At 45.5% G+C, this 13,821-nt stretch carries 11 protein-coding genes; 3 read left to right on the forward strand and 8 right to left on the reverse strand.

The genetic code is table 11. The features are described from left to right. Positions 1-33 precede the first annotated feature (33 nt). From AC3WQ3_RS22815 to AC3WQ3_RS22825, 3 genes are all read left to right on the forward strand, one after another. Positions 34-1,686, forward strand: a complete 1,653-nt coding sequence (locus AC3WQ3_RS22815) for an extracellular solute-binding protein (protein ID WP_336780019.1) — start codon at positions 34-36, stop codon at positions 1,684-1,686. Between the two features lie 172 nt (positions 1,687-1,858). Continuing rightward, the gene (locus AC3WQ3_RS22820) at positions 1,859-3,856 is read left to right on the forward strand and encodes a glutaminase family protein (protein ID WP_492473660.1); all 1,998 of its coding nucleotides are present in this window, start codon (positions 1,859-1,861) and stop codon (positions 3,854-3,856) included. Between the two features lie 112 nt (positions 3,857-3,968). Next, positions 3,969-6,242, forward strand: a complete 2,274-nt coding sequence (locus tag AC3WQ3_RS22825; protein WP_492473661.1) for a helix-turn-helix domain-containing protein — start codon at positions 3,969-3,971, stop codon at positions 6,240-6,242. A gap of 99 nt (positions 6,243-6,341) precedes the next feature. Here the strand turns inward: AC3WQ3_RS22825 and AC3WQ3_RS22830 are convergent, their stop codons facing one another. The 8 genes from AC3WQ3_RS22830 to AC3WQ3_RS22865 form a co-directional block, all read right to left on the reverse strand. Continuing rightward, positions 6,342-7,853, reverse strand: coding sequence for an extracellular solute-binding protein (locus AC3WQ3_RS22830; protein WP_492473662.1), 1,512 nt, complete (start codon positions 7,851-7,853; stop codon positions 6,342-6,344). A 42-nt stretch (positions 7,854-7,895) separates the two neighbouring features. Further along, positions 7,896-8,777: a carbohydrate ABC transporter permease gene (locus AC3WQ3_RS22835; RefSeq protein ID WP_492473663.1), complete on the reverse strand. Its 882-nt coding sequence runs from the start codon at positions 8,775-8,777 to the stop codon at positions 7,896-7,898. A gap of 19 nt (positions 8,778-8,796) precedes the next feature. After that, positions 8,797-9,720: an ABC transporter permease gene (locus tag AC3WQ3_RS22840; RefSeq protein WP_492473717.1), complete on the reverse strand. Its 924-nt coding sequence runs from the start codon at positions 9,718-9,720 to the stop codon at positions 8,797-8,799. Positions 9,721-10,067: 347 nt separating this feature from the next. Then, positions 10,068-10,703 carry a LysE family translocator gene (locus tag AC3WQ3_RS22845; protein WP_492473664.1) on the reverse strand — a complete coding sequence of 212 codons (636 nt, stop codon included), beginning with the start codon at positions 10,701-10,703 and terminating at the stop codon, positions 10,068-10,070. A 112-nt stretch (positions 10,704-10,815) separates the two neighbouring features. Continuing rightward, entirely contained in the window at positions 10,816-11,565 is a 750-nt protein-coding gene (locus AC3WQ3_RS22850; protein WP_492473665.1) for a YqcI/YcgG family protein, read from the reverse strand. Between the two features lie 91 nt (positions 11,566-11,656). After that, positions 11,657-12,226, reverse strand: coding sequence for a YdeI/OmpD-associated family protein (locus tag AC3WQ3_RS22855; RefSeq protein WP_492473666.1), 570 nt, complete (start codon positions 12,224-12,226; stop codon positions 11,657-11,659). A gap of 43 nt (positions 12,227-12,269) precedes the next feature. Then, positions 12,270-12,785: a DinB family protein gene (locus AC3WQ3_RS22860; protein WP_492473667.1), complete on the reverse strand. Its 516-nt coding sequence runs from the start codon at positions 12,783-12,785 to the stop codon at positions 12,270-12,272. An 84-nt stretch (positions 12,786-12,869) separates the two neighbouring features. Beyond that, a complete protein-coding gene (locus AC3WQ3_RS22865) occupies positions 12,870-13,787 on the reverse strand; it encodes a helix-turn-helix transcriptional regulator (protein ID WP_492473668.1) in 918 nt (305 codons plus the stop codon). Between the last annotated feature and the right edge of the window lie 34 nt (positions 13,788-13,821).

The raw sequence follows: 13,821 nt of genomic DNA on the forward strand, positions 1-13,821 counted from the left end.
TTCATTGATATCCATATCCAGGAGGCGATTGGTGTGAATAGGATTTGGTCGAAAGGCATTTCCGTATTACTCGTATCCATTATGACTGGAAGTTTGCTGAGTGGTTGTATGAATTCATCAGGGAACGGGGAAGGCGATGGAGAGGGTGGCGGAAACACGCTAAAAATATTGCATAATTGGAATGGTTCGGGCGGATCGGATAATGGAATCACCCCTATAGAGGAAGTCATTAAGGAAAAGACCGGAGTGACTCTGGAATGGGAATATACCAAAGGCAGTGAGACCGAGAAGGTGAATCAGATCTTTGCCACACAGGATTTGCCAGATATATATACTGGACCTGCTTGGGGAGGGGAGCTTGATGGGATCATCAAAGCCGCCAAAGAAGGTCAGTTAGTCGACATATCCGATAAGTTGGATAACTATCCCAACCTGGCCAAGTCGATTGCGGAAGAAAATGTGCCGCCAGCATTATATGAAAAAGCGATCAATGCATATGACGGCAAAAAGTATCTGCTTTTGCAGAATCAGCCCGCTACAAACGAAGACGGTATTGATTGGCTCTACGGGTTCTATGTACGCAAGGACATTGCTGAAAAGGTAGGTGTGGACCCGCAGTCGGTGGTAACGAAAGAGGATTTTTATGCATTTCTCAAAAAAATAAAAGACGCCAACCTGCAGGAAAACGGACAGCCCGTATTTCCACTGGGCGGATTCAGTAACGGTTGGGCAGTAGGTATTGGCAATACGATGTTCTATTCTGGAGCAAGTTACGTAGACAAAGGCGATGGTTCCCTAGAGCACAGTTTCTTCACTCCAGGTTATGAAGAATACATGCTGTTCTATCGTAAACTGTTGGCGGAAGGCCTGCTCGATCCGGATGTATTTACCCAAACCGACCCCATCGCCAAAGAAAAGATTAATCAAGGCCGGATTGCCATCCTCGCCGCACATTATCCGGCCATCTTGGATGCTTCGAAGGAATATGTCACCTCTCATCCCGGAAGCGATTACATTCCGGTTGGACCGTTAGAGCGTGCTGATGTTGATCCGAGTCGCCCCGTGGACCTTGGCATTCAGGGCAACAACGTAACGGTTATCACCAAAAGCTGCCAAGGTGCATGTGTGGATGCAGCACTTAAGTTTCTGGACTACATGGCTTCTGACGAAGGCTTTATGCTGGCCAGATATGGGGTGCAAGGCGTTCACTGGGATATGAAGGATGGCAAACCTGTAGCCAATCAGGAATGGTTTGAACAATTTGCAGCTGATCAATCTGGTAAAGTTCGCAAGAGTGTAGGTATTGGCATTGGTTTGGAATCGCTAACCGGACTTGATCGCATCAACTCATATGCCGGAGGAGATATCTGGGCAGATCAGGACAGACTGGATGCCATGGATCATGCTCGTAAAATACTTCGTCCAAACGGTACTCAGGTTATTACCGCCTATAATCCGGGGGATGTCATCACCAAAGCCCCAGAATGGGAAATGTTGAAGCCTTCCATGGACCGGATGGGAGATGCCTGGAAGGAAGCTGTTTTTGCAAAATCGGATGAAGATGCCTTGAGCATCATTAACGAATTGAGGGATCAGCTGAAGAATACCGGATACGATCAAGCGATGCAGTTTACCAATGAAAATCTGAAAGGAAAAGACGTCGTGACCGTCCAGATGCCGAACTGATCTTTCTAACTCGTAAACTAACATGAGAGAGTCCATGGGCTTTGTAATGCCTTGTCAGGAAGGCAAACGAAGCCCTTATGGATGAGTAGAGCAACGACCTGTAGAAGTTTAACGTGCGTATACATTTTAATATTCAGAAAAGACAACCAATCATATGAAGGAGTGTAGCGTCATGACAACAAGTTTCAGGCCGCCAGCGGTGCCGCTTGTAACGGTCGACCCGTATTTTAGCGTATGGTCCACAGCCGATCATCTCTATGAAGAACACACTCGGCACTGGACCAACAAAACTCAAGGCATGGTAGGCATGGCAGTGATCGATGGGAAAATCCGAAGATTTATGGGGAAAATAGATCTACTCGATCGTTCTGCAGATGTGGAGGAAAACGCTACACTTGTACAGACGAATCTGACTGTCGAACCTGTGACGACTCGTTACACGTTTGAAGGGGAAGGCATTGAGCTTCAGGTTGAATTTACCACGCCGTTACTACTGGATGATCTTGAGGTCTTATCCAGACCCGTGACGTATGTTACATTCATTGCTCGTGCGATTGATGGTCTAGAACACCAATTGAAGATTTATTTTGATGTAACAGGAGAATGGTGTGTGAACACACCAGAGCAGCAAGTGACCTGGTCTTCTTCTGTAATCAATCAACAATTGCATGCATTGACTATGGGAACGGTTGAACAGCCCATATTGAAGCTTGCTGGTGATGATACAAGAATAGACTGGGGATATATGTATCTGGCCGTTCCCCTGTCCCCCCAAAGCCAATCGGTTGTTCAATCGGTATCAGGTCGTGAGCATTATGCTCGAACAGGAGAGTTGAAAGTAAACGAGGATGGCCATGAGCCAAGGGCAGTATCTGATGATATGCCTGTCATGGCAACCGAGATGGATATGGGTCACATCCATGAAGAAACGATTACCGGTTATCTGATGTTAGCATATGATGACATTCACTCGATTGAATATTTTCATCAACCATTGAACGCCTATTGGAGAAAAGATGGAATGACCTTTCATGACATGCTGATTATGGCAGCGCAACAGTATGAAGAGATTAGGAAGAGATGCGACAGCTTTAATCATGAACTCCTGCAGGAAAGTAAGGAGGCGGGCGGCGCTTCTTATCGAGACATTCTGGCGCTCACTTATCGTCAAGCCATTGCTGCGCATAAGCTGGTTGTTGATGAAGCGGGCGAAGTCTTATTTTTCTCCAAGGAAAACTTCAGTAATGGCTGCATTGCCACGGTGGATGTAAGCTACCCGTCGATTCCGCTGTTTCTGAAATATAATCCTGAAATGGTTAAAGGCATGATGCGTCCCATCTATAAATATGCCAAAAGCAGTGAGTGGACGTTTGATTTTGCGCCCCATGACGTCGGGACTTACCCCAAAGCGAACGGGCAAGTATATGGGGAGAACAAGCTGGAGTACCAGATGCCGATCGAAGAATGTGGCAACATGCTTTTGATGGCGGCGGCGGTAAGCAAATATGAGGAGCATGCTGAATTTGCCCGAGAGCATTGGGATCTTCTGACGAAATGGGCGTCTTATCTGCTGCAGCATGGTTTGGACCCGGACAATCAGCTGTGCACCGATGACTTCGCAGGCCATCTAGCACATAACGCCAATCTTTCCATCAAAGCGATATTGGGCATTGCTGCCTACGCATATATGTGTGATCAGCTCGAGATGCAAAAAGAAGGAGCCGTATACCGCGAAGCGGCTGCAAAGATGGCAAAAGAGTGGGTGTCCATGGCGGATGCCGATGAACACTATAAGCTGACGTTTGACAGCTCCAATGAATCATGGAGTATGAAGTACAATTTGGTGTGGGATCGTCTGTTAGGCTTCAATCTGTTCCCAAAAGAAATTGCTGTGAAAGAACTCAATTATTATGCACGTCAACAAAATCGATATGGAACGCCTCTGGATAGCCGGGATACGTATACCAAATCCGATTGGCTTGTATGGTGTGCCTCCATGAGCGAAACACAAGAGCAGTTTGAACAAATGATTTTGCCACTATGGCAATTTATGAATGAGACAACAAGTCGTGTACCAGTAACCGACTGGTACGATACCCTAACCGGTAAACAGCTGAACTTTCAGAATCGATCCGTTGTTGGGGGATTTTTTATTCATCTGTTAAAATAATTCCTTTTTCACAGACATGCGCTCTCTCGAGGTAAAGTTAAAAAGGATTGACGTATCCTCATCTGGGAACTAATGTAATAATGTAATGAACCGGAATTCCCGAGGAGGCATTATGAAATTACGTTCCCTTTCTTTTTTGTGGAAGCTATTGTTATTCTCTATTGTCATAGGAACTCTCCCGGTAATTGTTCTGGGTACCTTTTCATACTATAATTCCTCTTTGTCCGTTCAGGAAAAGGTGAATGAAGGAAATAAATTGCTGCTGCAGCAAACGCAGATGGGTGTAGAGCAAATGCTGAGAACCGTTGATAACTCGGCGACGCAATTCTTGCAGTCCCCGATCGTTAGACAGGCATTCAGCAAGCCGATTACGAATGAGGATTTTGAAATGGTTCATGAGCTGTATAAGGGTATTGCTACAATTCAAACGTACGAGCTGGGGATTAAGGAGATCTATTTGTACAGTTTGAACAATAAATGGCTGGTCACAAGCACCGGTGTGAATGAATACAGCTCCCCTGAATTCAAGTCACAACTCGAGATGTTTTCTCGTGAACAGGCTGGATCTTTCTGGAGCAGAGGGCAGGATAATCTGAATGATTCGTCGGAGTCTGTCTATTTCGTCAAAAAATATCCTTTTAACGCTGCGAATCCCAAAGGCCTGATCAGTGTAGCGTTGTCTCCCGACGTGATAAGGAGAACGTTATCCGTTCAAAACGGGAAAATAGCAAGCGCTTTCATATTGGATCGCGATTTAAAGCTTATTCATCGAAGTGATGAAGGTGCGTCACCAGGAAGCAATATGTCGGGGGAGTCCTATCTTCAACAGCTTCAAGAAACCGAATCCACCACCGGGCAGTACATATCCAAGCATGAGGGGGAGACGGTAACCGTTACCTATCGTAAATCTTCCTACAATGGCTGGGTTTATGTTTCGGTGGCCTCTAATGAACAAGTGAACGAACAAAATCAGATCATTGGCTGGATTACCTTGCTCGTTTGCTTTTTGATCTTGCTCATTACTCTAATTCTGGCGTGGTTTGGTTCGAAGAGAATGTACAGCCCGATTCGATCCATCTATTCGACCCTTGCAGCTGTAGCCACCCCGGAAGCAGGGAGGGAGAGAGCTTCGGGAGAACTGCAAGTGATCGGTGAACGGGTAAACGATCTGATTCGTAACCACTCTGTTGTCATGAACGAGCTCCAGGGCCAACAATCACAGCTGAAAGAGTTCTTCATGCATAAATTGCTAAAGGGTGAGATTGCTCATACCGATTTTGAAGAGAAATTGGGTCTGTATGGCGTTAAGCAAACATGGTCGTCCATGAGCCTGATTGCGATCCAGATGGATACCCTTATAGGTACCCGCTATGAGGAGAGGAATCGGGATTTATTATTGTTTGCAATCAGTAATATGGTCGGTGAACTGATACCAAGTGATAGCAGGTTGGTACCCGTAGTGGCCACTGATTACCAAGTTACCCTGATCGGCTCATCCAACGAGGGTGCAGAGCTTAAGGAAGAGTTGTTCATGTTGTGTGTGGACGTCCAGAAGGCGATTGCCCAATATCTCGGAATCCGGGTTAGTATTGGAATTAGCCGTCCATTTCACTTTTTTGACCAGGCAAGGAATGCGCTGCATGAAGCCATGACATCACTGAAGTTTAGTGTAGGACTTGGGCAAGAATCCATTCTGTTTATAGAGGATGTGCAGCCGCAGAAAAATGATCCGGGCAGGTTTCCACATCACCGAGAACAGGCGCTGTTCGATGCCATACGAGCAGGAGACCTGGCCCAATCCGAGATCGAATTGGAACATTTTATGGAGGAACTGTTTCCGGCCCAAACACCATTTCAGCACTATCATTTGTCACTTTTGAGGCTGCTGGTGAATTTCCTCAAATTCGGTCATGAGCTTTCTATTCCAATGGAAGGCATTGAGGGAGATGAGTCCTCTTTAATTGATACATTATTTAAGCTGCGGAACGTTACGGAGATGAAGTCCTGGTTTTGGACATTATTTGTTGTGCCATACGCCAAGGAGCTGGAGCATCGCCGAGAATCGCAGTTTAAGCATATATCGGAAGCCATCGTCGACATGATTCAACGGGAGTTCGACTCGGAATTAACCTTGGAAAGCTGCTCAGCACGAATCAATTATCACCCTCATTATGTGAGTCGGGTGTTTCGACAGGAGACGGGGGTAAACTTCGGGGAGTACCTGACAATGTACCGAATGGATATGGCCAAGAAGTGGCTGAAGGAGACGGATATGAAAATTGCTGAAATTGCAGAGCGTCTGCAATATAATAATTCGGCCAATTTTATTCGCTCCTTCCGGAAAATTGCAGGAACAACCCCCGGAAAGTACAGAGAAGAACAATAACTTGTTACCATACTTTTCTTAGACAAAATTAGCCCCTAGGTGATGAGATAAATCATCGTCCTGGGGGCTATTTGTGATTTTATGAGAATGTATCCGATATTACTTATTCACAGATTTGGCGTAATCTGCATTAATCTCTTCAATAATTTTGCTTCCGCCACCTTGCAGCCACTTATCCACCGCCTGATTCCAATCCTCTTCGCTAACGGTACCCATAATGTACTTGACTGTGGCATCCTGTATGATTTTATTGAGTTCATTACCGAGCTCAATGGCAGTATTAGAGATATAAGGAGAGGCAGGATTTTGAATGGCAAAAGTGGCGTTGTCTTTGAACAATTCTGTGCTGAGCTTCTCCAATTCGGTACCGAAGTTCTCCACCTGATCCTGCAATATCATAAACTGGTTGCTATCCGTCATTTCTGACCGCAACTTGGGATCCGGGTTTTGTTTGTATTCTCCATTTTCAACCGAGTACTGCTTGCCTTCAACGCCATATTTTAAAAGGTTTTGCATGTCCTTCTCCGATACCTTATCGAAATAAGCAAGAATTTGCTTCAATTCATCTTCCGTTTTGACACTTGTTTTCGGAATCATGTACATTCCCAAATAACCTGTGCCTGCTCGCGTGGCATTTCCGTTCGGGCCAGAGATGCGGTTAATCAGATTGATTTTGGCATCGGGGGCGACCTTCTTGACATTCTCTTCAATGTTCTTTCCATCCACCATGTTGTCAATCCACAATCCTGCCTTACCTTTGTACATCACCGATCGACCGTCCTGAACGAGCGCAAAATCCTGATTGATAAGCTTCTCATCATATAGTTTCTTGTAAAACTTCAAGGTATCCATATAAGCGCTGGTCATGTGAGCCGGGATTAACTGTCCGTCTTTCAGTTCCCATTCATTTGGGCCTCCCAGATAGACCAAGATGTCTTTGAATCCAGCGATATTATTTCCCTGCATGCCTACCGCAAGACCGACGGTATCCTGTCTGCCATTTTGATCCGGATCCTTTGTGGCAAACGCTTTCAATACGTCATAAAGTTCATCCACATTTTTCGGAGCCTCCAAATCCAGATTGTGCAGCCAATCCTGTCGAATCATCAGACCGAAACGGGCAATATCCCGTTCGCGATACAGGCCATATATTTTGTTGTCAATGGATGAGTTGCTTAACACGACATCAGACATCTTGCTCAGATTTGGATAACTGTCGAGATACTTTCCCAATTCCCAGAACATGCCTGACCGGGCAGCATTGATGATAAAAGAAGCTTTTGGCTCCAAAGCAACGAACGTTTTGGGCAGCTCGCCGGAGGCAACGGTAGCGCTTAATTTATCCGTGTAGGATGAGGAGGGGACCCAGGACACAGTTAGATCCGTGTTCGTTTTCTCCTCAAGCAGAGCCAAAATGGAGCTGTTCGCATTCATCTGTTCCGCACTGTACGTTGGCAGCATCATGCTCAAGGAGAGAGTACCTTGTGCACCGCCCGTACCTGTCTCCTGAGCCTCGTTGGAATTGTTGCTGGCACATGCTGTAATCATTAAGCTTAATGAAGCGATAAGAGCTCCAGTGCTAATCAACGACTTCCGATATGGTTTCTTCATATTCAAATCCCCCTAATCGTGATTTCATGATTTAAGTTACGATCAGCCTTTTACAGAACCAAGTAATACGCCTTTGGCGAAATGCTTTTGCAAAAATGGATACACGAGCAGGATCGGTAGAGTGGATACAACAATGACAGCCATCTTGATAGATTGCTCCGGTGGGGAAACATAGTCTGATTCCATGGCAGTGGAGTCCCCGATTCCACCAGAAGCCAAAATAACGAACTGACGTAATAGCACTTGAATTGGCCATTTGGTGTTATCGTTAATATAAAGCACAGCACTAAAGTAAGTATTCCAATGGCCTACCGCATAAAACAGGGAGAAAGTAGCGATTGCCGGCATGGAAAGAGGCAGAACGATGCGAAAAAATACGCTTACATCATTGCATCCATCGATCTTGGCTGACTCTTCCAAGCTCTCGGGAAGCTGCTGAAAGAAGTTCCGGATAATGATCAAGTTAAAAGCGCTAATGGCTCCAGGTATAAGCAAGGACCAGTACGTATTAATCATACCTAACTGTTTGACCACGAGAAACGTTGGAATCATGCCACCACTAAATAACATCGTAAAAACGATCAGCATGAGTATCGGTTTGCGGAAGTCCATGTCCCTTCGAGCCAATGGATAGGCCATTAAACAGGTCAAAAATATGTTGATCAGCGTGCCGAACACGGTAATGTAGATGGTAACAAGCAAGCTTTTGACAAGTGTGGGGGTTGAAAAGATGTACCTGTATGCATCCAGTGTAAACTCTGTTGGAAACAAAATGAACCCACGTAGTAATAATTCCTTCTGGGTGGCGAAGGAGCCAGCAATAACATATATGAAGGGTAGTACAGTGAGCAGAGCAAATACAGTCAACAGCAGTATATTCAGTACATCGAAAACTCGACTTCCCACGCTAGGTTTGATAGGCATTCCTTGATGAGCTCCTTCCTTAGTAAATTCCTTCTTCACCAAACCTCTTGGCCAGATGATTGGCTACAACTACGAGCACCAAACCAATCAAAGACTTGAACAAACCAACTGCGGTACTGAAGCTGTATTGCCCTTGGCTAATCCCTACGGAGTATACGTAAGTATCAAATACTTCCCCGACTTCACGGTTCATGGCGTTGAGCATCAGGAAGATCTGTTCGAAACCAGTATCTAGGAAGTTCCCCAGACGAAGAATCAACAGAATGATGATGGTGCTGCGAATGGCAGGCAGCGTAATATGCCAGAGCTGGCGAAGTCTGTTCGCTCCATCCATCCGCGCTGCTTCATACAACTGTGGATCGACCCCTGACAGCGCGGCAAGGAAAATGATTGTTCCCCAGCCCGTTTCCTTCCAGATCACCTCAGCAGTAACGATGGTTCGAAACCACTCATTGCTCGCCAGGAAATTAATCTTATCCCAGCCAAAGTACACCAGAAGATCGTTGACGATACCACCTTCTGTTGTTAAGAAAATATAAGCAATCCCCACGACAACTACCCATGACATAAAATGGGGAATATACACCAATGTCTGAATAGTTCGCTTAAACAAGTGGTGGCGAAGTTCATTTAACATAAGTGCAATAACAATGGGTAAGGGGAAGAAAAACAGAATGTTGAGCATGGCAAGCATGAGCGTATTCCGGAAAAGAACGATAAAGCTAGGATCGTTAAATAAACGTTCAAAATGTTTGAGCCCTACAAAAGGACTATCCCAGAAGCCTAGGAATGGCTGGTAATCCTTGAAGGCGATGAGTATTCCATACATGGGCCAGTACTTAAATATAAGAAAGTACAGCAGGCCTGGAAGAAGCATGAAGTACAACCATCGGTTTCTTACCATTCTGCCTAACAGCGTTGGTGCTCTGGAGGCGGGGAACATGAGTGTGGTAGCTTTTGTATTTCTTTGCATGTGACTTCATTCCTTTCCTCATGAGTCTCATATGGGGATGCAACCTTAGCTGTATCATAGTGGCGGGATGAAATTACCGTCGATAGTCCTTGATTGTGGAGATGGTCCTTAGAGTACGGAATAGCGCGATGTTACAGCGTGTAGTCATCCGTTGCGCCGGTGTTCATTACTTGCTTTTTTCCGTATAAACAGCGATATAGCGCCATCAGGAAGCACATGTCTATGAAGACACAACAAAAAAGGAACCCTAAAAACGGGCTCCTTATCTATCTCGGACTTCTTTAAGATTTTGAGGGTTGTCCAACCAGCTGAGTCAATCACTGAATATATGTCCAGAGAGAAAGTACGAACTCATACAAAAAGTAAAACGAAAACCCGAGCAGAAGTATGCCTGCTGCAATGGAAACCCAATGGATCATTCTCCGGCTCATCACTTTTCGTGTGACGGAAACCAGAGAGACTAGACCCATGTCGTGGATCAGAATACCGCACAGCACACCACAAGCCGCAATAGCGAAGCTTTCCTTCCCGGCTGAACGATAGGAATCAGACAGTACGGCTCCGAATACGGAAACCCAAAAGATCAGATTACCTGGGGAAATGGCTACAAGCAGGCCGTTACGGTACGTTTTCCAAAACGATTTCTTCACCTTCTCGTCGGTTGGCGTGATATCCTGATCTGCATTTCTGATCGAATCATAGCCGAGGTAGGCAAGAAAACCGGCTCCAACAAGCCAGAGAGGAATCTGGACATAAGGTAGCGAAAGGATGGTGGCGAATCCAAAATACATGGCAAGGATCAATGCAGTATCCAGGGTCATTCCACCCAAACCAACAGCCCAGCCGTGAATGAAGCCATTCTTCAAGCCCTGTTTGGTCATCTCTACGGTGATTGCTCCGACTGGCATGGCGATAGCTAGTCCAATCAGAACATATTTGATATACAGTTCCATGTCCATAATCATTTCCCTTTCCTGAATCCGGTTAATGAGACGCTCCTCCTAATATCTGCAGAGTACAGCTTATTCGAAGGAGGCCTCATTTAGGACAAGGAAGGGTAAACTTCTATTCCTGAATCTTCTCCGCTTGGAGAGCACGAAGAAAAGGACAACGAGAAGGGGAGGTATCATCATCTCTAAGAAAGTACTGCTTATATTCGAGATTCCCATGCGATCCATATTGTTTTAATTCAGGATGAGCGGGTACTGCATCGTATTCGGCAAGTCGTTCACGAATCTTGGGCCCGATGGCAGCAGCTTTCTTGGGGTGAGCATTCCACTGGTCAAGAACCCAGCGAGGTGTCATAGCGAGCATAAAATATGGGAAACTTCGGCTCTGCCTGAACGTGTGAGCAGGTGTTCCGCAATAGACAAAATAACGCTCATCGTCATAACAGAACTCCCATAAGGGATTCTCCGGGTTCTCTGGTATATCTGACGGCCATGGCTTTACATCCAAATCACTGACCTGGCTTAACAGTCCCCAAAAAAACGTTTCATAATCCAAAACCGTTCTAGTTGTATCCCTTAATTCGAGAAAAATAATCAATGAAGAATATTCACCAAAAGAACGCGAGGCCCGGCCGTATTCCGAAATGATCTCCGCGAGTTTACGATCGGTGGGCTGGTGATCTGAGCCAGAAACAAAACCATACCGAAGATGACCCATGGCGAAAGCTTGCGTCGCCGGAATACAAGGGAAACGTGCTTCCCGATCACTCATTTTGGAGGCAAACAAGCGGTAGGCATCCTTTTTCCATTCTTCCAGAGGAGCATCGTTGTTCTCCAGTTCAGAATGTTGATACAAAAGCGACATGAACAGTCCTCCTTTTACCTATAGGATATCGTCCAGAGGCAAATTGGTGACTGTCCCACATCACTTTGATAGGGTAGGCGGGTGAATATATTCAATAATTCAAAAGGCGCCCACCGTCATGCCATTGTCCGTACATTTTGTTATCTCTTGTGTGTGTAATGAATTTATCCAATCTGTGATCAAACGTTGCGGATTGATTCTTAACGCTCTGGATCGTGTCGATGCGTACTCTTGTATATAACGCGGGAAAAGCCATGAAATTTTCATAAGTTTGTGTATCCTCTTTGAGCCTGATCTCAATATCCTCAGCAATGCGAAAAGAATCAATGTCCATGTTCGGCAGCACCCGTCTTCCTTCATCCCTCATGAATCCCAGCTTTTCAAGACGTCTTACTCGTTCTTTGTTCAATTCAGTCCAGGAGCTGTTATGGCTTCGGGGTGACAGTCTCTGTGCAAGCGCTGTGTCAGAAATTTTCTTCTTCAGTCCATCAATCCAACCGAAGCAAAGGGATTCTTCCACGACGTCCAAATAAAATAGCGTATCCGACTTTGCAGTCATGCTTACAATAACCCAGCAGGAAGTTTCAGTCCTGCAATGGGTCTGAAACCATAATCTTAAGTCTTCTCTTGAGTTTACAGAGAGTAAATTGTGAATTTCCATAGTTCGACTGCTCCAATCCTTACTAGCCTGATTCGTTGTTCATTTAATTGGACTGCACGGGTTGCTGATACCAATACAGACAATAGTCGTTCATGGTGGACGCATGCCCCAATTGACGCAGCATGGTAGATACATTGCCCCTGTGGTAAGTACCGTGATTCACCACATGAAGCAGTATGTTGGACAATGTTGTTTCGCGTATACCGGCGTATGGATTATCAAGTGTAATGGTTTGCTCCAAATCGGTTTGACGCTGTATCCATTCATGATATCGTTCTGCCAATTCCGCATAAGTGTCCATGTATTCTTCGACGGTAAGGAGGGTTTTTCCATTTAATGGCATGCACTCTTGCAGCGCTTCACCCATTTCCATACCTGATAAAACTCGATACCACATCTGATCGACTGCGTAGATATGGCTTAGGGCATGGGCGATGGTGGGGAAAGAGCTGTTCAATTCTTGACTTAGTACAGAAGAGGGCAATTCCTTGATTCTGCCCAGGATGGTTTGGTTAGCCCACGTGTGGTAATTCAGCATCTCCACTGGATAATTCGTCATTTGAAAGGTCTCCTTTTGTTGTACAATGATTTTTGTTTTTTGAATCTGTAGTGATTATAAAAAAAGAAGTATGACAACAGAGTGTCATACTTCTTCGTATAGCAGGATTGCTTGTTGCAGCTGTTCTTTCAGAATCCCTCGAAGTTCTCGAGGCTTCATCACTTCGACTCCACTGCCCAAACTCAGCAGAAATGATCGAAGCCACCTTGCCTGAAGAGGTTGGTAAACAGAAATTCGCATGGTCATGCTTCCATCCTCATTAAATTGCTTCTCTGCCTGATGAAAATGATCCAGCGCTTCCGCTAATACCTCAGGAGCAACCCGAAAGACAACGTCACTTATTTGATTTTGCCATTCCTCATTTTGCAAAGAAGTCTCTCTTGGCACCTCATTGTGCGGTAGGAATGATTCTTGGGTCAGCGAGAGATTCATCATTCGCGATAGACGAAATTCCCGGTAATCCTGACGTGTCCGACAGAAACCATATACGTACCAATTTCGATATTTAAAATAAAGCGTCACCGGTTCCAACTCACGGGTTGTGCGTTCATTCTTGTTATTAACGTAATCGAAGTGCACAACGATATGCTTCGTGATCCCCGACCGCAGCTCGCGAAGTGCATAGTGATCCATACGGTGAGTTTCCAAGTCAACCGCCAAGGTCGGGGTTTGCTGATCAGACCCGACCGTTTGCAGACGTTCAATCGTGCCCTGTGCACGCTCATCCTCAAATACAGTGGAGAGGCTGCGAAGAACCGTAATCAGAGAGTGAACATCGTACGACCCGAGCAGGCTTTTGTCCATTTTGTATCCGTCAATCATGCCATACCCGCCGTTTATTCCTTGATAAGAAACAACCGGAAAACCAGCAGCACAGATCACGTCGATGTCGCGATATATGGTTCTTTGGGATACCTGAAACTCTTCGGCAAGCATGGAAGCAGAGACAACTTCGTTGTTCAGCAGCTTATAGATCATAGAGATTAATCGTTCCAATTTCATGAGTAAGGCCCGCCTTGTCCACCGTTTTTATTCG

Source organism: Paenibacillus sp. FW104-T2 (assembly GCF_058789975.1).